The sequence below is a fragment of the Pseudomonas sp. SID14000 genome (assembly GCF_002165135.1).
Taxonomy (GTDB): domain Bacteria; phylum Pseudomonadota; class Gammaproteobacteria; order Pseudomonadales; family Pseudomonadaceae; genus Aquipseudomonas.
On sequence record NZ_NFZQ01000012.1, the window covers coordinates 110,971 to 131,182 of the forward strand.

At 63.9% G+C, this 20,212-nt stretch carries 16 protein-coding genes; 10 read left to right on the forward strand and 6 right to left on the reverse strand.

The genetic code is table 11. From position 1 onward, the window contains the following. The first annotated feature begins 423 nt into the window (after positions 1-423). Positions 424-1,851, forward strand: a complete 1,428-nt coding sequence (gene arcD / locus CAY82_RS18965) for an arginine-ornithine antiporter (RefSeq protein WP_087502582.1) — start codon at positions 424-426, stop codon at positions 1,849-1,851. On the opposite strand, the gene CAY82_RS18970 is transcribed toward arcD, so the two are convergent. The 6 genes from CAY82_RS18970 to gap form a co-directional block, all read right to left on the reverse strand. Beyond that, entirely contained in the window at positions 1,831-2,247 is a 417-nt protein-coding gene (locus CAY82_RS18970) for a YbaN family protein (protein WP_087502583.1), read from the reverse strand. The two genes, arcD and CAY82_RS18970, sit on opposite strands and share 21 nt — an antisense overlap. A 54-nt stretch (positions 2,248-2,301) precedes the next feature. After that, positions 2,302-2,895, reverse strand: coding sequence for a biliverdin-producing heme oxygenase (locus tag CAY82_RS18975; RefSeq protein ID WP_087502584.1), 594 nt, complete (start codon positions 2,893-2,895; stop codon positions 2,302-2,304). Positions 2,896-3,117: 222 nt separating this feature from the next. Then, entirely contained in the window at positions 3,118-5,721 is a 2,604-nt protein-coding gene (locus CAY82_RS18980; RefSeq protein ID WP_087502585.1) for a TonB-dependent receptor, read from the reverse strand. 201 nt (positions 5,722-5,922) lie between these two features. Next, a complete protein-coding gene (locus tag CAY82_RS18985) occupies positions 5,923-6,885 on the reverse strand; it encodes a FecR domain-containing protein (RefSeq protein ID WP_087502586.1) in 963 nt (320 codons plus the stop codon). Between the two features lie 71 nt (positions 6,886-6,956). Further along, positions 6,957-7,469: an RNA polymerase sigma factor gene (locus tag CAY82_RS18990; RefSeq protein WP_087502587.1), complete on the reverse strand. Its 513-nt coding sequence runs from the start codon at positions 7,467-7,469 to the stop codon at positions 6,957-6,959. 382 nt (positions 7,470-7,851) lie between these two features. Beyond that, positions 7,852-8,853: a type I glyceraldehyde-3-phosphate dehydrogenase gene (gap, locus tag CAY82_RS18995; protein ID WP_087502588.1), complete on the reverse strand. Its 1,002-nt coding sequence runs from the start codon at positions 8,851-8,853 to the stop codon at positions 7,852-7,854. Between the two features lie 265 nt (positions 8,854-9,118). Between gap and edd the strand changes: the two genes are divergently transcribed. The 9 genes from edd to CAY82_RS19040 all read left to right on the forward strand — a co-directional run bounded on the left by edd (position 9,119) and on the right by CAY82_RS19040 (position 20,133). Beyond that, positions 9,119-10,945 (forward strand): phosphogluconate dehydratase, encoded by a 1,827-nt coding sequence (gene edd, locus CAY82_RS19000; protein WP_087502589.1) that lies wholly within the window; start codon positions 9,119-9,121, stop codon positions 10,943-10,945. After that, on the forward strand, positions 10,942-11,904 hold the full coding sequence (locus CAY82_RS19005; RefSeq protein ID WP_087502590.1) for a glucokinase: 963 nt from the start codon (positions 10,942-10,944) through the stop codon (positions 11,902-11,904). The genes edd and CAY82_RS19005 overlap by 4 nt, the downstream gene beginning before the upstream one ends. 84 nt (positions 11,905-11,988) lie before the next feature. Continuing rightward, complete coding sequence (gene gltR / locus CAY82_RS19010; RefSeq protein WP_087502591.1) at positions 11,989-12,714, forward strand: two-component system response regulator GltR; 726 nt, start codon at positions 11,989-11,991, stop codon at positions 12,712-12,714. Beyond that, on the forward strand, positions 12,695-14,149 hold the full coding sequence (locus CAY82_RS19015) for an ATP-binding protein (protein ID WP_087502592.1): 1,455 nt from the start codon (positions 12,695-12,697) through the stop codon (positions 14,147-14,149). Before gltR ends, CAY82_RS19015 begins: the two co-directional genes overlap by 20 nt. Positions 14,150-14,389: 240 nt before the next feature. Continuing rightward, on the forward strand, positions 14,390-15,640 hold the full coding sequence (locus tag CAY82_RS19020; protein WP_087502593.1) for an AGE family epimerase/isomerase: 1,251 nt from the start codon (positions 14,390-14,392) through the stop codon (positions 15,638-15,640). Positions 15,641-15,744: 104 nt separating this feature from the next. Then, entirely contained in the window at positions 15,745-17,031 is a 1,287-nt protein-coding gene (locus tag CAY82_RS19025) for an ABC transporter substrate-binding protein (RefSeq protein ID WP_087502594.1), read from the forward strand. A 197-nt stretch (positions 17,032-17,228) separates the two neighbouring features. Beyond that, positions 17,229-18,137 carry a carbohydrate ABC transporter permease gene (locus CAY82_RS19030; protein WP_087502595.1) on the forward strand — a complete coding sequence of 303 codons (909 nt, stop codon included), beginning with the start codon at positions 17,229-17,231 and terminating at the stop codon, positions 18,135-18,137. Then, positions 18,130-18,975, forward strand: coding sequence for a carbohydrate ABC transporter permease (locus CAY82_RS19035; RefSeq protein WP_087502596.1), 846 nt, complete (start codon positions 18,130-18,132; stop codon positions 18,973-18,975). Before CAY82_RS19030 ends, CAY82_RS19035 begins: the two co-directional genes overlap by 8 nt. A gap of 3 nt (positions 18,976-18,978) precedes the next feature. Then, positions 18,979-20,133, forward strand: a complete 1,155-nt coding sequence (locus tag CAY82_RS19040; RefSeq protein ID WP_087502597.1) for an ABC transporter ATP-binding protein — start codon at positions 18,979-18,981, stop codon at positions 20,131-20,133. The last annotated feature ends 79 nt before the right edge of the window (positions 20,134-20,212 follow it).

Below are 20,212 nucleotides of genomic sequence, written 5' to 3' on the forward strand. Positions count from 1 at the left end.
GCCAGGAGAAAGTTGACGACAGAGTAAATCCGACGCCGCTGCCATTCGCTGACTTGGGTCAGTTCATGGCGACGTGAAGTAGGAAAAATCCTTCACGAGGCTCCTGGAGAGTGCCGACAACTTCTGCTGCAGGCCTTGCACGCTGGCACCTCCATGTCCTTCTAGAGCAAACGCTCTGTTCAGCCTGCGATGCTTGAAGCTAGCTGCTTTTGCCGCTTTCGCAAATTTTTCACAAGAATTTCGAGTTTTATCGGATTCTTCTCTAGTTGCTCAGGAGCTGCTAGTTTTTACTCGAAGGGTGTCATAGACAAAGCAGTTATTAGTGCTATAGCTTCCTTGATCAGGATCATTATAAGTAACAGCATTTATATGGCCCGCATGGCTGTTTCAACTCCATGACAGCGCGCAAAAAAAGGAAGGCTCATGAGCGAACCGGGACAGAAGCTGCGCCTGGGCGCGCTGATCGCGTTGGTGGTCGGCTCGATGATTGGTGGCGGGATCTTCTCGTTGCCGCAAAACATGGCAGCGCGAGCCGACGTGGGGGCGGTGCTGATCGGCTGGGCCATCACTGCAGTCGGCATGCTGGCCCTGGCGTTCGTGTTCCAGACCCTGGCCAACCGCAAGCCGGAACTGGACTCGGGGGTGTACGCCTACGCCAAGGCCGGTTTTGGCGAGTACATGGGTTTTTCCTCGGCCTGGGGCTACTGGATCAGTGCCTGGCTGGGCAACGTCGGCTACTTCGTGCTGCTGTTCAGCACCTTGGGCTTCTACTTCCCGGTGTTCGGCGAAGGCAACACGCCAGTCGCCATCGGCTGCGCCTCGCTGCTGCTGTGGGCGGTGCATTTCCTGGTGCTGCGCGGCATCAAGGAAGCGGCGTTCATCAACCAGGTGACCACCGTGGCCAAGGTGGTGCCGTTGCTGATTTTCGTGGTGATCGCGGCGTTCGCCTTCCGCGCCGATATCTTCACCCGTGACATCTGGGGCCTGAGCAACCCGCAGTTCGGCAGCGTGCTGGAGCAGGTGCGCAACATGATGCTGGTGACCGTGTTCGTGTTCATCGGTATCGAGGGGGCCAGCGTATATTCCGGGCGCGCCCAGCGCCGCTCGGATGTGGGCAAGGCCACGGTGATCGGGTTCCTGGGGGTGCTGGCGCTGCTGGTGCTGGTCAACGTGCTGTCGTTGGGGGTGATGACCCAGCCGGAGCTGGCCGGGCTGCAGAACCCGTCACTGGCCTCGGTGCTGGAGCATATCGTCGGGCCCTGGGGCGCCTTGCTGATCAGCATTGGCCTGGCGGTTTCGCTGCTCGGCGCACTGTTGTCCTGGGCGCTGCTGTGTGCCGAGATACTCTTCGCCACGGCGCGGGACAAGACCATGCCGCGCTTCCTGGCCAAGGAAAACGCCAACCATGTGCCAGCCAACGCCCTGTGGTTGACCAACTGCATGATCCAGGGCTTTCTGCTGATCACGCTGTTTTCCGCCGGTACCTATACCAGCCTGATCTACCTGGCCTCGTCGATGATCCTGGTGCCCTACCTGTGGTCGGCGGCCTACGCCGTGCTGTTGGCGTTGCGTGCAGAAACCTACACCGGGCAGCCGGCCCTGCGCCGCAAGGACCTGCTGGTGGCGCTGGTTGCCCTGGCGTATGCCGTGTGGCTGTTGTACGCCGGCGGGCTCAAGTACCTGCTGCTGTCGGCGCTGCTGTACGCGCCGGGCGTGATCCTGTTCGCCAGGGCCAAGCATGAGCAGGGAAAAACCTTGTTCACCACCTGGGAAAAGCTGATTTTCGCTGCCGTGCTGGCAGGCGCTGCGCTGGCGGCCTATGCCCTGTATTCAGGGCTGCTGAGCTTGTGACGGGGCAGGGCAGGCGGCGTGCTCCGGGCGTGACCAGATCCACAGGTTGCCCAGGGTCATGCCGGTGATGGCCAGGAACACCGGCCAGCGGTGTTCCAGGAACGTCAGCATCAGGCCCGCGCACAGCAGCATGCTGAAGGTTGCGCTGACCTTGGCCCGGCGCTGGATCACCTTGCCATTGCGCCAGTTGTACAGGATCGGCCCGAACAGCCGATGGTTCTCCAGCCAGGCAGACAGGCGTGGCGAACTGCGGGTGGCCGCCCAGGCGGCCAGCAGGATGAATTCGGTGGTCGGCAGGCCGGGAATGACGATCGCGACCAGGCCCACGCCCAGGCTCACGTAAGCCAGGATCGCATACAGCAGGCGGGCGAGTTTCGAGCGGGCGGGTAGGGTCATGGTCTCACTGCATAAAACGGTTCGGCCGCGGCTAGGGTGGCCGGGTACGGCGTGTCAAACCAGCGCGGTATCCGTAGCATAGGCGTACTTGAGCAGCGCGGTGAAGCGCTCGAAGGCAGCAACTGCGCCGCGTTCGGCAGCGGCTTCCTCTTCGGCCGACAGTGCCAGGCCATCCAGAATGCGGGTGAACTGCTTCCAGCCTTCGGCACGGCCACCGGCCGGTTCGCCCAGGTGGCGGGCACCGAAGCTGTCGGACAGTTCCAGGGCCACCGCACGCTTGATCAGAAACGCAGCGCCCAGTTTGGAGCCTTCGGAGACGAAGATCCAGCCCATTGCCTCGCCCAGGCTCGGGTTGCGCAGGGCGCCCGGCACGGCTGGCGGCACTTCGGTGTCGAGGTCGGCGAGGTCCTGGCGGGCCTGTTCGGCGCGGCAGCGCTGGGCCAGATCGGGGACGATGGCAATCAGTTGGGGGGCGTTGTACAGCGCCTGCAGTTCGGCCTGGAACAGGTACTGGGCGACCACGAAGCGGGCGAAGCTTTCGCGGCTGTCGAAGGGCGCGTGGGCTTTGACCAGGGCATCCAGTTCGGCGTGCGGGGCGTGGGTGATCTGGTTCAGGCGCTGGGAGCGCAGGGCTGGGCGGTCGGTCATGGGGCAGTCCTTGAAAAAAGGGGCGTCTGGAAACAAGACGAAACAGCGGGGGCGGGACAGTAAAAAAAGCCGGTATTTGTGCTGGTAGTGACGGCCTCTTCGCGGGTGAACCCGCTCCCACAGGGATTGCGCAGACCTCGGGCCTGTGATGTCACTGTGGGAGCGGGTTTACCCGCGAAGAGGCCGGCACTGACGAAACAAACCTGTCAGCGATAATCCAGGTCAGATATCCCAAACCACATTGATGCCGAAGTTGCGCCCCGGCATGGTCAGGCGGTCGATGTTGGCCGGCTGGGTCACAGCCGCTTCACCCTGGCCGTCGTAGCTGCGTACCGAATCCCACTGCCAGTACTGCTTGTCGGTGAGGTTGTACAGGCCGGCGTTGATGGTCACGTCGTCGGTGACCTTGTAGTAACCGGTCAGGTCCAGCACCCCGTAGCCCGGGGTGCGGAACTTGGAACTCGAGCCGTCGGGTGAGTAGAAGGTGCTGTCGTCGACGCGGGTCTTGCGCTTGACCAGTGTCCAGCTCAGCAGGCCGCCGTAGTGCTGTTGTTCGTAACCCAGGCCGAACACGCCCTTGAGCGGGTTGACGCTGTTCAGTGGCTCGCCGGTGTCATCGTTGCGGCCATGGGTGTAGGCGATCGAGCCCTGGGTATACAGGCCCTGCGGCGCACCGAAGTGGTCGAGGTTCAGGCGGCCCTTGACCTCGGCACCCTTGATGGTGGCGTGCTTGATGTTGTTGGCCTTGAAGGTCTGCTCCAGGTTGGCGCTTTTTACGGCGTCCTCGTCGATGAAGTCGCGGTACTTGTTGTAGAACAACGCCACGTCGAAGTTGCCGGCGTCGAAGTTGCCACGCAGGCCGGTTTCATAGCTTTTGCTCTTTTCGGGTTCGAGGCCCGGGTTGCCTTCTACGCGGTAGCCTTGCTCGATGTTCTCGAACTTCCCGTACATGGATTTGGCGGTCGGGGTGCGGAAACCTTCGGCGTACTGGCCATACCAGGTGTAGTTGTCGTTGAAGGCGTAGGTCAGGCCGAACTTGGGCGAGATACGGTGCCACTTCTTGTCCGAGTCGTCCTGGGAGGTGGGTGCGGTACCGGAGGATTCCAGGCCACGCAGGAATTCCCTGGTGAACCTGGGCTCCATGCGCGTGTAGTCGTAACGGGCGCCAGGCATGAAGGTCCAGTTGTTCCAGCGGATTTCATCCTGAACGAACAGGCTGTAGGTGTTCACGGTCGGGTCCGGGAAGTCGCTGACCAGGGCCTGGCCGTCTGCCGGGCGCTCGGCGCCAGCGGCGGAACAACCTGAGCCAACGGCCAGGCAGGTGCCGGTGCCGCTGCGCGAACCGGTGACCTTTTCGTGCTTGAGGGTGGTGCCGTAGGTCAGCAGGTGGTCGGTGGCGCCGAGGCTGAAGGCCTTGTCCAGCTGGGCGTCGAATACCCACTGGCGGTCCTTGTAGGTGGTGTCGCGGGTACGCAGCACCTGACGGCCAGGCGGTGCGTAGACTTCCTCGGTGTGCTGGTCGGTCTTGGCGATCTGGTAGTTCAGGCTCCACTTCACATGGTCGGCGACCAGCGAATCCATGGCGAACTCATGGGTGATGCCAAAGCGTTCGCGGGTGATGGTGTCGTTGCCATTACGCGCCTTGTAGTAACCCGAGGCTCCAAGGCCAGGAATGAACGGCCCGCCCACCGCACTGAGTATGTTCTGGTCGCGATCATCCTTGTAGCGTTCGTAGGTGAAGCCCAGGCGCGCGTCGTCGGCGTAGTTCCAGCCCAGCTTGGCCAGCACGTTGGTGGTGCGCACGTCCATCGGGTTGGCTTCGGTACGGGACAGGCCGTCACCACTGTGGCCGCCGTGGGTCTCGGTTTCGTGACCGTTGCGCTGGCTCAGGTGCAACAGGCCGTCGAACTCGCCCTGGCGGCCGGCGACGGTGGCGGAGGTCAGCCAGCTTTCGTCGGCCGAGCTGTAGCCGGTCTTCAGGCGGGCGCCTGCGTCCTTGCCGGGTTTGATGATGTCGTCCGGGTCGAGGGTGAAGTAGCTCACCGCCCCGCCGATGGCGTTGCTGCCATACAGCACCGAGGCCGGGCCGCGGAGGATTTCCACACGCTTGACGATCTCCGGGTCCACGTAGTTGCGCTGGGTCTGGGCGTAGGGGCCGAAGAAGAAGCTGTCGGGGATCGACACGCCATCGACCTGGGTGAGGATGCGCTCGCCGTCGATGCCACGGATGTTGTAGCCGTTCAGGCCGCTGCGTTGGGCGGTACCGGCTACCGACACACCCGGCTCGTAGCGCACCAGGTCCTGGATGTTGTTGACGTTCTCCCGGTCCAGTTGCTCGCGGGTCTGCACGCTGACGGTGCTCGGCACCTGGCTGACGTCCTGGGCGCTGCGGGTGGCGCTGACGGTCACCTGCTGCAGGGCAATCACATTGGCACTGGTCTGGCGTTCGAGCACCACATTGCCATTGCTGATCTTGCGAAAGCCCAGGCCGGTGCCGTGCAGCAGGCGCTTGAGTGCAGCTTCCGGCGGTAGCGAACCCTGCACCCCTGGCGATGCCACGCCGTCGGCCAGTTCGGCGCTGAAGCCGACCTGCCAGCCGGTGACCTGGCTGAAAGCATTGATGGCCGAAACCAGCGGCTGTTGGCCGATGCTGAAGCGGTAGTCGCCCATGCGCGGGCTGCTGGCCTGGGCCGGCTCGGCGGCCAGCGCCGGCAGGCTGCAGGCGCCGCTGGCGAGCAGGGCCAGGTTCAGTAGGGAAAGGCTCAGGAGGGACAGTTGCCCTCTATGGCGAGGAAGGGTGGAGGGGCGGGTAGGACCTGTGGACATCGGAAGCGCTCCCTGACGCGCGGACTGTTATAGGTAATGGCTGTACTCGCTTTCAAACGAGAATCAGTTGCATTGGCTATGACGAGACGGGCGAGGGAGCGTGACTGCGTAAAAAAAGTTGGATTGCGGTCTGGAGATCTGTACCGCGATTTCTGTGGGACCGTGTCGGGTTTCAGATTTTGCTGAAGATCGATTGGCGGATCAGTTCAGGATGACCAGCGCCGGGTACTCATGCAGCTGTGCCGAGGTGATGTGGGCCAGCGCGCGCAGGGTTTCCAGCGGCTGGTCGAGGCGATAGTTGCCAGTGACCGCCATGTCTTCCAGTAGTGCATTGCGGTTGATGATCCAACCCGGATAGTAGCGCTGTACCTCGGCCAGCACCTGGCTCAGCGGGCAGTTCTCGAACACCAGGCGGCCGTCGACCCAGGCCAGGTCCTTGTGCATGTCGGGGCGCTGGCGTTGGCCGAATCCCTGGGGGCCGACGCTGATGCTGTCGCCGGCACTCAGGCGGATGCGCTGGTCGCGGCCCCCCTGCAGGTCGACATCGCCGCGCTGCACCCGCACCTGCGCCTCGCCGTCGAGGTAGCGCACGGCAAAATCGGTGTTGCGCACCTGCGCGCGCAGCGGCCCGGCCTGCACTTCCAGTGGCAGCAGCGCACCCTCGGGGACCTGGAAATAGGCCTCGCCCTGCAGCAGGCGGGCGACCTGGCGGCCGTCACGGTGGTCGCTGGCAAACGCCGAATTGGTGTTGAGCAGCACTTTCGCCCCGTCTTCCAGCTGCAGGCGCTGGCGCTCGCCCACCACCGTCAGGTGGTCGGCCTGCAGGCGCATGGGCAGGTTGCCGAGGGTGAACAGCCCGACCAGCAGCACGGCCGCTGTGGCCAAGGGTTTCCAGTGGCTGCGCAGGCGCCCGCGCCACGAGCGACGCCGCTGCTGGTGCATCTGCGCGGCCGCCTGGTGCAGCGGCGCTCCGTTCCACAGGGCTTGCGCCTCGACATAGGCCTCGGCATTTTCCGGGGCCGCACTCAGCCAGGTTTCGAAGGCCTGGGTGTCCTCGGCGTCGGCGCATTGCAGGCGCACCAGCCAATCCAGCGCCTCGTCCATGGCACGAGCACGGGCGCTGGGCCCGGCGGGTGACGGGCGAGGGGCGGGGCTGTCTGTCACGGTGAGTCCTTGAATGATTTTTTGCGAATGATCAAGGCTAAGGCGGGGTGTGGCAAGGGCTTTGCGTGACCTCACTTGAGGCGATCGGCGACACCCATGCAGATCGCCATGATCAGTTTCAGTTCCTTCTGTACCGTGCTGGGCGAAACATTCAGTTGCTCGGCGATTTCCAGGTAGGTGGCGCCATGCAGGCGGCTGAGGATGAAGATGCGCTGCTGGCGTTCGCTCAACTGGTTGAGGCTGATGCTCAGGTGCTTGAGCAACTGCTCGGCATGGGCTGCATCCTCGCTGCTGCTGGCCGGCGCGGCGACACTGTGCAGGACTTCATCGGGCACGTCGTCGACCAGCATGCGCGATTGCACCCGGCGCGCACGCAGGTGGTCGAGGGCCAGGTTGCGCGCGGTCTGGAACACGAACGGTTCGATGTGTTCGATGGGCCGTTCACCGAGGGCGCGGGACACCCGCAGGTAGGTTTCCTGCAACAGGTCCTCGGCCGTGTTGGGGTTGCCCACCATGCGCTGCAAGGTGCGCAGCAGGGTAATGCGCTGGACGAGGAAGACAGAGTTGAACCGGGACTGACTCACGGGGGGACCTGGCCGACGAAAGGTTAATGATAATGCTTATCATCAGTATCGAAGGTCAAGTTTGGAAATGTTAGGAAAAGGTAAAGATTGTGAGTCCGCTTGTGCATGGCGGAGGATTTTCTGTGTATTTGAGATCGAGCGCCGCCCGCGCGGCGCTTCGCGGGACAAGCCCGCTCCCACATCTGTTTCGGGCCAGTTACTCCTGTGAGATTTTTGCGCGCTGCCTTTGCGCATGACGCTATATCGAGTCGTACAACCAAGGCGGACAGAGGTGGCCTTACAGGATTGATGGGCCCGAAACAGATGTGGGAGCGGGCTTGTCCCGCGAAGCGCCGCACGGGCGGCGCTCGGTTTCACAGGCGGCGCAAATGTCGGCTTGAGCTCACCGGGCTCTACACAACGCCAAACAGTTATCCAGCATGCGGTTGGAGAACCCCCACTCGTTGTCATACCAGGCCAGCACCTTGAGCATGCGCCCGTTGGCTCGGGTATGGTTGGCATCGAAGATCGACGACAGCGGGTTGTGGTTGAAATCGCAGGAAACCAGCGGCAAGGCGTTGTAGCCCAATACCCGCGAGTGCTTGCTGGCTTCGAGGAACAGCTGGTTGACTTGCTCGGCCGTGGCCTCGCGCTTGAGGTTGACGGTGAGGTCCACCAGCGACACGTTGATCACCGGCACCCGTACCGCCATGCCGGTCAGCTTGCCGGCCAGCTCCGGCAGCACCAGGCCCACGGCCTCGGCGGCGCCGGTCTTGCTCGGGATCATCGACTGGGTCGCCGAACGCGCACGGTACGGGTCGCCGTGGTACACATCAGTCAGCACCTGGTCGTTGGTGTAGGCGTGGATGGTTGTCATCAGGCCCTGTTCGATGCCGAACTCGCGGTGCAGCACCTGGGCAATCGGCGCCAGGCAGTTGGTGGTGCAGGAGGCGTTGGAAATGATCTGGTGCGAGGCCCGCAGGATGTCGTGGTTGACCCCGTACACCACGGTGGCATCGGCGCCCTTTGCCGGTGCCGAGACAATCACCTTGCCAGCCCCCGCGGCCAGGTGTGCGGCGGCCTTGGTGCGCTCGGTGAACAGCCCGGTGCATTCGAACACCACGTCGATCGCCTCGGCCTTCCAGGGCAGTTCGGCCGGGTTGCGGATGGCACTGACCGCGATACGGTCACCATTGACCGTCAGGCTTTCGTGGTCGGCCTCGACGCTGGCATCGAAGATGCCGTGCACGCTGTCGTACTTGAGCAGGTGGGCATTCATGGCGCTGTCGCCCAGGTCGTTGATGGCGACGACCTGCAGGTCCTGGCGGTAGCCTTGGGTATACAGTGCGCGCAGGACGTTGCGCCCGATGCGGCCGAATCCATTGATGGCGATGCGTAGGGTCATGGCAGTACCTCTGGCAGTCCGAGTGAAACCTGTGGCAAAAAGGAGTTTCACTGAAACGGTTTTGTTGTTGGAATTACAAGATTATTCACCTTTCGATAGAAAACAAGCCTTTTTAGTGGCAGTATTTTGTTTAAACATACAACGAGTGGTTGGGCGACGTGCCTCCACCGATGCTGCGGGCTCTTCCACCTTGAGCCTAGGCCGCAATCGTTTGGAGGGGAAATGCCCGGCAAACCGCCCTTACAATTAGCCTGGAGTCCAGTACATGCATCCGCGCATCCTTGAGGTCACCCAGCGGCTGGTCGAACGTAGCCGTGCCACCCGCGAACGCTACCTGCAACTGATTCGCGGCGCGGCCAGTGACGGCCCCATGCGTGCCAGCCTGCAGTGTGCCAACTTCGCCCATGGCGTGGCCGGTTGCGGCAGCGACGACAAGCAGACCCTGCGCCTGATGAACGCGGCCAACGTGGCCATCGTCTCGGCCTACAACGACATGCTTTCGGCGCACCAGCCGTACCAGCACTTCCCTGAGCAGATCAAGCAGGCCCTGCGCGAGGTCGGCTCGGTCGGTCAGTTCGCCGGTGGCGTGCCGGCCATGTGCGACGGCGTGACTCAGGGTGAGCCGGGCATGGAGCTGGCCATCGCCAGCCGCGAAGTGATCGCCATGTCTACCGCCGTGGCCCTGTCGCACAACATGTTCGACGCCGCGCTGATGCTGGGCATCTGCGACAAGATCGTCCCTGGTTTGATGATGGGCGCACTGCGCTTTGGTCACCTGCCGACCATTTTCGTCCCGGGCGGGCCGATGGTCTCCGGCATTTCCAACAAGCAGAAGGCCGATGTGCGCCAACGCTACGCCGAGGGCAAGGCCAGCCGCGAAGAGCTGCTGGAGTCGGAGATGAAGTCCTACCACAGCCCGGGCACCTGCACCTTCTACGGCACTGCCAACACCAACCAGCTGGTGATGGAAGTAATGGGCCTGCACCTGCCGGGCGCCTCGTTCGTCAACCCGTACACACCGCTGCGCGACGCACTCACCGCCGAGGCTGCGCAGCAGGTCACGCGCATGACCAAGGCCAGCGGCAGTTTCATGCCGTTGGGTGAAATCGTCGATGAGAAGGCGCTGGTCAACTCCATTGTCGCCCTGCACGCCACCGGCGGCTCGACCAACCACACCTTGCACATCCCGGCGATTGCCCAGGCTGCGGGTATCCAGCTGACCTGGCAGGACATGGCCGACCTGTCCGAGGTAGTGCCGACCCTGTCCCACGTCTACCCCAACGGCAAGGCCGACATCAACCACTTCCAGGCCGCGGGCGGCATGGCTTTCCTGATCCGCGAGCTGCTCGATGCCGGGTTGCTGCACGAAGACGTCAACACCGTGGCCGGCCATGGCCTGCGCCGCTACACCCAGGAGCCGTTCCTCGACAACGGCAAGCTGGTGTGGCGCGAAGGGCCGCAGCACAGCCTGGACGAAAGCATCCTGCGCCCGGTGGCGCGGCCGTTCTCGGCCGAAGGCGGCCTGCGGGTGATGGAGGGCAACCTCGGCCGAGGCGTGATGAAGGTGTCCGCTGTCGCCCCCGAGCACCAGGTGGTCGAGGCCCCGGCGAGGGTGTTCCACGATCAGCAGTCGTTGGCCGATGCGTTCAAGGCCGGCGAGCTGGAGCGTGACTTCGTCGCTGTGGTGCGCTTCCAGGGCCCGCGCTGCAACGGCATGCCGGAACTGCACAAGCTCACGCCGTTCCTCGGCGTGCTGCAGGACCGTGGCTACAAGGTGGCGCTGGTCACCGACGGGCGCATGTCCGGTGCCTCGGGCAAGATCCCGGCGGCCATTCACGTTTGCCCCGAGGCTTATGACGGCGGCCCGCTGGCGCGGGTGCGCGACGGTGATATGGTGCGGGTCGATGGTGTCGAAGGCACGCTGCGGGTAATGGTGTCGGCCGAAGAACTGGCCAGCCGCGACTTGCCGCCGGCGCCCCAAGGCAACGACCTGGGCTGCGGGCGCGAGCTGTTCGGCTTCATGCGCATGGCGTTCAGCCCGGCAGAGCAGGGTGCCAGTGCGTTCACCTCGGCCCTGGAGAACCTCAAATGAAGGACCTGCTGGTTGGCGACATCGGCGGCACCAATGCCCGTTTTGCGTTATGGCGTGACAACCAGCTACATGCAGTGAAGGTCTTCGCCACCGCTGACTACACCTGCCCGGAGCAGGCCATCGAGGCCTACCTGGAGGGGCAGGGCATCGCCCGCGGCGGCCTGGCGGCGGTGTGCCTGGCGGTGGCCGGGCCGGTCGATGGCGATGAGTTCCGCTTCACCAACAACCATTGGCGCCTGAGCCGCGTGGCCTTCTGCCAGACATTGCAGGTCGAGCGGCTGCTGCTGATCAACGATTTTACCGCCATGGCGCTGGGCATGACCCGCCTGCGCCCCGGCGAATTCCGCGAAGTGTGCCCAGGCCACGCGGACCTGTCGCGGCCGGCCTTGGTCATTGGCCCGGGCACCGGGCTGGGCGTGGGCGCGCTGTTGCGCCTGGGCGAACAGCACTGGCTTGCCCTGCCGGGGGAGGGCGGGCACGTCGACCTGCCGGTGGGCAATGCCCGCGAAGCGGCGATTTACCAACACATTCACGGCCAGATCGGCCATGTCAGCGCCGAGACCGTGCTCAGCGGCGGTGGCCTGCTGCGCTTGTACCAGGCAATCTGCGCCCTGGACGGCGACATACCCCGACACAAGACCCCGGCGCAGATCACTGATGCCGCGCTGGGTGGCGAACCACGAGCGTTGGCGGTCATCGAACAGTTCTGCCGGTTTCTTGGTCGTGTAGCTGGTAACAATGTTCTGACCCTGGGCGCGCGGGGCGGGGTTTATATTGTTGGTGGCGTGATCCCGCGCTTTGCCGAGCTGTTCGTGCGCAGCGGGTTTGCCGCTAGTTTTTCCGACAAGGGCTGCATGAGTGGCTATTTCGCTGGCGTGCCGGTCTGGCTGGTGACGGCGGAGTTTTCCGGGTTGCTGGGGGCCGGGGTGGCTTTGCAGCAGGCGCTGGATAACAGATAGGTGATAGGGGGCCGCACAGCAGCCCCGAAGGCAACACCCGACAGCAGGCAAAAAGACCTGCAATCAACAAGAGGACGGACCACCTTGAGCACTGCCGGCAAATCGATCCTGATGGTCGACGACGACCAGGAAATCCGCGAACTGCTGCAAACCTACCTGAGCCGCTCCGGCTTCCAGGTGCACGCCGAGGCCGACGGCAAAGGCTTTCGCCGCGCCCTGGAAAGCACCCCCTGCGACCTGGTCATCCTCGATGTCATGCTGCCCGACGAAGACGGCTTCAGCCTGTGCCGCTGGGTGCGCCAGCACCCGCGCCAGGCACGGGTACCGATCATCATGCTCACCGCCAGCTCCGACGAAACCGACCGGGTCATCGGCCTGGAGCTGGGCGCCGACGACTACCTGGGCAAGCCGTTCAGCCCCCGCGAACTGCAAGCGCGGATCAAGGCCCTGCTGCGCCGCGCCGAGTTCGGCCAGGCGGCGCCGGGCAGTGCGGTGTTGGTCTTCGACGATTGGCGGCTGGACACGGTCAGCCACCGCCTGTTCCATAGCGACGGTGAGGAGGTGATTCTCTCCGGTGCCGACTTCGCCCTGCTCAAGCTGTTCCTCGACCACCCACAGCAGATCCTCGACCGCGACACCATCGGCAACGCCACCCGTGGCCGCGAGCCGATGCCGCTGGACCGCATTGTCGACATGGCGGTCAGCCGCCTGCGCCAGCGCCTGCGCGATACCGACAAACCACCCCGGCTGATCCGCACCGTACGCGGCAGCGGCTACCTGTTGGCTGCCAATGTCTGCAGTGCGCCCTGAGCGGCGCTGGCGCCTGCTGCCGCGCTCGCTACTGGGGCGTATGCTTCTGCTGACCCTGCTGGTAGTGCTGCTGGCCCAGGGTTTGTCGAGCATCATCTGGGTTGCCCAGTTACGTGCCAGCCAGTTGCAGGGCTTGCGTGCCAGCGCCAGCAGCCTGGCCCATTCGATGAGCGCCAGTGTCAGCTACTTCCGCTCGTTGCCAGTGGCCTACCGGCCGATGGTCCTCGACCAGTTGCGCAGCATGGGCGGCACGCGCTTCTTCGTGTCGCTCAACGCCAAACCGTTGGACATGCCGCTACTGCCCGTTACCCCGCGCAAGCAGGCGGTGATCGATGTGTTCCAGCAAGTGCTGCATGAGCGCCTGGGTTCGCAGATGGAAATTTCCGTGGAGTTCGTCGGGCCCGATGACCTGCGCATCTTCAACAGCGGCCTCAAGCTCGACGAACTGCCACGTTCCTGGGCGCATTACTCGCTGACCCTGGAACCGCTCAACCCGCCGGTGCTGGTAACGCAGATCCGCCTGGGCGAAAGCGAGTGGCTGTACATCGCCTCGCTGCTGCCCGAGCCCTACACCAGCCTGGAAGCCGAGCGCCTGCCGCGCCAGCAGATCGGTTTCATCGTGCTGACCACGGCCTTGCTGCTGTTGTTCATCGGCTTGCTGGTGCACTGGCAGAGCTGGCCGCTCAAGCGCCTGGCGCGGGCCGCGCGGGAGATGTCGCTAGGCGCTGATGTGGCGCCTGTGGCCGAAGGCGGCGGCAGCGAGGTGGTCGAGGTGGGCCGGGCATTCAACAGTATGCGCGAGCGCATCAGCCGCTACCTGACCGAGCGCAGCCAGCTGTTCAGTGCCATCTCCCACGACTTGCGCACGCCGATCACCCGCTTGCGCCTGCGTGTCGAGCTGCTGGAGGATGAGCGCCTGCAGGCCAAGTTCAGCCAGGACCTGGACGAGCTGGAGCTGTTGGTCAAAGGTGCGTTGCAGTGCGTGAAGGACACCGACATCCACGAGAACATCGAGGCGGTCGACCTCAACCAGGTGCTGGAAATCCTGGCCGAGCCTTACCTGGGCGATGGCCGCATCACGCTCGAAGGCCGGGCGCTGGCGCCGTACCCGGGCAAGCCGCTGGCGTTGCGGCGCTGCATCGGCAACCTGATCGACAACGCCATCAAGTATGGCGAGCGGGCACATCTGCGGATCATCGACAGTGCCGAGGCGTTCGTCCTGCAGGTGGATGACCAGGGGCCGGGCGTGCCGCAGCAGCAAATGGAGCAGGTGTTCGAGCCGCACTTCCGTCTGGCCGGGCAGCAGCAGGGGTACGGGCTGGGATTGGGGATTGCGCGCAACATAGCCCATAGCCATGGGGGAGAGGTGAGCTTGCTGAACCTGCGTGAGGGCGGGTTGCGGGTGACCTTGTATCTGCCGCGGGGCATGGACTGAAGGGTTGTGTTGCCTGTGTCGGCCTCTTCGCGGGTAAACCCGCTCCCACAGAGGCCTCACAGGTCCATACAGACTCCGAGGCTAATGCAAAAACTTGTGGGAGCGGGTTTACCCGCGAAGAGGCCAGCACAGGCAACGCAAATGTCACTTGCTGGTGACAAATCCACCTTCCTTGGTGACATTCCCATCCAGGCCCGCTCACTAGAATTCGCACACGACTGGCAAGGATCAAGCTGGCCCATGAGCATCTCCAACCTGCCTTCCACCCGCTGGCTCGACGCCCCGGCCCACACCGCCTGGCGCATGGCCGAAGGGCAGCGCCTGCTGGCCTTCGCCACGGCGTCGAAACTGCCCGATGGCTTCGGCAGCCTCGACGCCACAGGCTTGCTAGCCCCCGGTACCCGCGCCGAAACCCTGAACACCGCCCGCATGACCCACTGCTTCGCCCTGGCCCACCTGCAGGGCATGCCCGGCTACCTGGCCTATGCCGAACACGGCGTGGCCGCCCTGCGCGGCGCACTGCAGGATGCGACCTACGGTGGCTGGTTCGCCTATCCCGGTGGCCATCACGGCAGCGGCAAGGCGGCTTACCTGCATGCCTTCGTCGCCCTGGCCGCCAGTTCGGCGGTGATGGCCGGTGCTGGCGATGCAACAGCCCTGCTGGCAGACGCGGTGCAGGTACTTGAAGCGCATTTCTGGAGTGAAGAGGAGGGGGCCTTGCGGGAAGCCTTTTCCCGTGCCTGGCAGTTGCCCGAACCGTACCGTGGCGCCAACAGCAACATGCATGCGGTCGAGGCTTTCCTGGCCCTGGCAGACGTCACTGGCGATAGCTTGTGGCTGCAACGCGCCTTGCGTATCGCCGAACGTATCATCCGCACCCATGCCGCCGCCAACGGCTACCGGGTCATCGAGCATTTCGACGCACTCTGGCAGCCACTGCCGCACTACAACCAGGAGCACCCGGCCGACCACTTCCGGCCTTATGGCTCCACGCCCGGGCATGCCCTGGAGTGGGCGCGGTTGCTGCTGCACCTGGAGGCCAGCCTCGAACGGGCCGGCCTGCACGCACCCGGCTGGCTGCCAGATGGCGCTCGCGCATTGTTCGACGCTGCCTGCCAGCACGCCTGGAACGTCGATGGAGCGCCTGGTTTCGTCTACACCCTGGACTGGGCCGATCGCCCGGTAGTGCGCGCGCGTCTGCACTGGGTGCACGCCGAGGCCTGCGCCGCTGCAGCGGCCCTGTTGCAGCGCACCGGCGAGGCGCTCTACGAGCAGTGGTACCGCCGTAGCTGGGACTTCATCGCCAGTCATTTCATTGATTACCGCGCTGGCAGCTGGCACCACGAACTCGATGCGCACAACCAGCCAGCCGCGACCATCTGGCCAGGCAAGCCCGACCTCTACCATGCCTACCAGGCACTGCTACTGCCGGGCTTGCCGCTGGCCCCCAGCCTGGCCAGCAGCTTGGCCGGCAATGTAACCAAACGATGACATTCACGCATCGCTTCGTTACCTGGCGAGGCGAGCACGCTGTTTAGACTTCATGCAACGCAAGCGATCGACTTGCACGGCATAACAACAAGAAAGGTGCTTCGATGAATTCCACGCTCCGTCTCGCTGCCGCCATCTCCCTGGCCTCCTTACTTCCATTCAATGCCCTGGCTGCCGAACCCAAAGGCAGTGTCGAGGTGGTGCACTGGTGGACCTCCGGTGGTGAAAAAGCGGCGGTCGATGTGCTCAAGGCCCAGGTCGAAAAAGATGGCTTTACCTGGAAGGACGGCGCCGTCGCCGGTGGTGGTGGTGCCACCGCCATGACCGTGCTCAAGAGCCGCGCCGTGGCCGGCAACCCGCCGGGTGTCGCGCAGATCAAGGGCCCGGACATCCAGGACTGGGCGGCCACCGGCCTGCTCGACGCCGATGTGCTCAAGGAAGTGGCCACGAAAGAAAAGTGGGACTCACTGCTCGACAAGAAAGTCGCCGATACCGTCAAGTACGACGGTGACTATGTCGCCGTACCGGTGAACATCCACCGCATCAACTGGCTGTGGATCAACCCCGAAGTCTTCAGGAAGGCCGGCATCGACAAGGCGCCAGCCACCCTCGACGAATTCTACGCCGCCGCCGACAAGCTCAAGGCCGCCGGCTTCATTCCGCTCGCCCATGGCGGCCAGCCGTGGCAGGACAGCACCGTGTTCGAAAGCGTGGTGCTGGCGGTGATGGGGGCCGACGGCTACAAGAAGGCCCTGGTCGATCTCGACAGCGCGGCCCTGACCGGCCCGCAGATGGTCAAGGCGCTGACCGAACTGAAAAAGGTCGCCACCTACATGGACCCGGATGGCAAAGGCCAGGACTGGAACCTGGAAGCGGCCAAGGTCATCAACGGCAAGGCCGGCATGCAGATCATGGGCGATTGGGCCAAGAGCGAATGGACCTTGGCGAAGAAGACCGCCGGCAAGGACTACCAGTGCGTTCCATTCCCCGGCACCGAAAAGGCCTTCCTGTACAACATCGACTCGCTGGTGGTGTTCAAGCAGAACAACGCCGGCACGACTGCCGGCCAGCAGGACATTGCCCGCAACGTGCTGGGTGAGGAGTTCCAGAAGGTCTTCAGCAGCAACAAAGGGTCGATCCCGGTGCGCAACGACATGCTGGCCGACATGGGCAAGCATGGCTTCGACGCCTGCGCGCAAACCTCCGCCAAGGATTTCCTGGCCGATGCCAAAAATGGCGGCCTGCAGCCGAGCATGGCGCACAACATGGCCACCACGCTGGCCGTGCAGGGCGCATTCTTCGATGTGGTGACCAACTACATCAACGACCCCAAGGCCGACCCGGCCGATGCGGCGAAGAAGCTGGCGGCGGCGATCAAGGCTGCCCAGTAGGCAGCTCGGAGGCTAACGCAGCCTGACTGTGGGAGCGGCCTTGCGTCGCGAAAGGACCGCAAAGCGGTCCCAGAACCAGGCAGCGCAGTCCTTCCAGAACAGCTTCGTTCATCAGGCCCCCCGGGGCTGCTTCGCAGCCCTTTCGCGACACAAGGCCGCTCCCACAAAAGCGGGCCGTTGTGCCTTTGAGGTGAACCATGACCACAGCAACCGCCCAACTGCGGGCCTCACCCCTGGACGCGCTACAGCGCTGGCTGCCCAAGCTGGTGCTGGCGCCGAGCATGTTCATCGTCCTGGTGGGCTTCTACGGCTACATCCTCTGGACCCTTGTCCTGTCCTTCACCACCTCGACCTTCCTGCCCACCTACAAGTGGGCCGGCCTGGCGCAGTACGCCCGGCTGTTCGACAACGACCGCTGGTGGGTGGCAAGCAAGAACCTGCTGCTGTTCGGCGGCCTGTTCATCGCCATCAGCCTGGTCATCGGCGTACTGCTGGCGGTCTTGCTGGACCAGCGTATCCGTCGCGAAGGTTTCATCCGCACCATCTACCTGTACCCCATGGCGTTGTCGATGATCGTCACCGGCACCGCCTGGAAGTGGCTGCTCAACCCCGGCATGGGCCTGGACAAGCTGCTGCGCGACTGGGGCTGGGAGGGCTTTCGCCTGGACTGGCTGATCGATCCCGACCGGGTGGTGTACTGCCTGGTGATCGCCGCCGTGTGGCAGGCCTCCGGCTTCATCATGGCGATGTTCCTGGCCGGCCTGCGTGGCGTCGACCCTTCGATCATCCGCGCCGCGCAGATCGACGGCGCCAGCCTGCCACGCATCTACTGGCGCGTGGTGCTGCCCAGTCTGCGCCCGGTGTTCTTCAGTTCGCTGATGATTCTCGCGCACATTGCGATCAAGAGCTTCGACCTGGTGGCGGCGATGACTGCCGGCGGCCCGGGCTACTCGTCCGACCTGCCGGCAATGTTCATGTATTCGTTCACCTTCAGCCGCGGCCAGATGGGCATGGGCTCGGCCAGTGCCATTCTCATGCTCGGGGCGATCCTGGCGATCCTCGTGCCTTACCTGTACTCGGAGCTGCGGAGCAAACGCCATGCATAGCCCTGTCGACAAACTGGCGCTGAGCCCGAGCCGCATCGTCATCCACGCGGTGCTGCTGCTGGCCGTGCTGCTGTATCTGGTGCCGCTGGTGGTAATGCTGCTGACCAGCTTCAAGACCCCGGACGACATCAGTACCGGCAACCTGCTGAGCTGGCCGACCGTTATTAGCGGCATCGGCTGGGTCAAGGCCTGGGGCACGGTCAGTGGTTACTTCTGGAACTCGATCATGATCACCGTGCCAGCGGTGCTGATTTCCACCGCCATCGGCGCATTGAACGGCTATGTGTTGTCGATGTGGCGCTTCCGCGGTTCGCAGCTGTTCTTCGGCTTGCTGCTGTTCGGCTGCTTCCTGCCATTCCAGACCGTGCTGCTGCCAGCCTCGTTCACCCTTGGCAAGCTCGGCCTGGCCAGCACCACAACCGGCCTGGTGCTGGTACACGTGGTCTACGGCCTGGCCTTCACCACGCTGTTCTTCCGCAACTTCTACGTGAGCATCCCCGATGCACTGGTCAAGGCCGCGCGCCTGGACGGAGCCGGGTTCTTCACCATCTTTCGCCGCATCATCCTGCCGATGTCCACGCCGATCATCATGGTCTGCCTGATCTGGCAGTTCACCCAGATCTGGAACGACTTCCTGTTCGGCGTGGTGTTCTCCAGTGGCGATTCGCAACCGATTACCGTGGCCCTGAACAATCTGGTCAATACCAGCACCGGGGCCAAGGAATACAACGTCGACATGGCAGCGGCGATGATCGCAGGCCTGCCGACACTGCTGGTCTACGTGGTGGCAGGCAAATATTTCGTCCGCGGGCTGACTGCCGGCGCGGTAAAGGGGTAAGTCATGGCAACGCTCGAACTTCGCAATGTGAACAAGACCTACGGCAGCGGTTTGCCGGACACCCTCAAGGACATCCAGCTGTCGATCAAGGATGGTGAGTTCCTGATCCTGGTCGGCCCGTCGGGCTGTGGCAAGTCGACCTTGATGAACTGCATCGCCGGGCTGGAGCAGATCACCGGTGGTGCGATTCTCATCGACCAGCAGGACGTCAGTGGCATGAGCCCCAAGGACCGAGACATTGCCATGGTGTTCCAGTCCTACGCGCTGTACCCGACCATGAGCGTACGCGAGAACATCGAATTCGGCCTGAAGATCCGCAAGCTGCCCCAGGCCGCCATCGACGAGGAGGTGGCGCGGGTGGCCAAGCTGTTGCAGATCGAGCACCTGCTGGCGCGCAAGCCGGCGCAGCTGTCCGGTGGCCAGCAGCAGCGCGTGGCCATGGGCCGGGCGCTGGCGCGGCGGCCGAAGATCTACCTGTTCGATGAGCCGCTGTCCAACCTCGATGCCAAGCTGCGTGTCGAGATGCGTACAGAAATGAAACTGATGCACCAGCGCCTTAAGACCACCACCGTGTACGTCACCCATGACCAGATCGAGGCCATGACCCTGGGCGACAAGGTGGCGGTGATGAAGGACGGCATCATCCAGCAGTTCGGCACCCCGCAGCAGATCTACAACGATCCGGCCAACCAGTTCGTCGCCAGCTTCATCGGTTCGCCACCGATGAACTTCATCCCGGTGCGCCTCGCGCAACAGGACGGGCGCCTGCTGGCCGTGCTCGACAGCGGCCAGGCGCGTTGCGAGCTGCCCTTGGGGGTGGCCGCTGACGAGCTGGATGGGCGCGAGATCATCCTTGGCATCCGCCCCGAGCAGATTGCCCTGGGCGCAGCAGAGGGCAATGGCCTGCCGGGCATCCGCGCCGAAGTACAAGTGACCGAGCCCACCGGGCCAGACCTGCTGGTATTCGTCACCCTCAACCAGACCAAGGTCTGCTGCCGCCTGGCGCCGGATGTGGCGTGCCGGGTCGGCGACAGCCTGAGCCTGCAATTCGACCCGGCCCGGGTGCTGTTGTTCGACGCCGCCAGCGGCGAGCGCCTGCACCTGGCCACCACTGCCGCAGCCATGAAAGGCAACGTGGCGCATTTCAAAGGCCGATAACTCGTCTACACCATCAATAAGAAAAAAGAGGACGCAAAGGGATGGAACAGCGCAAACGCATCAGGACTTTAGGTTCGCT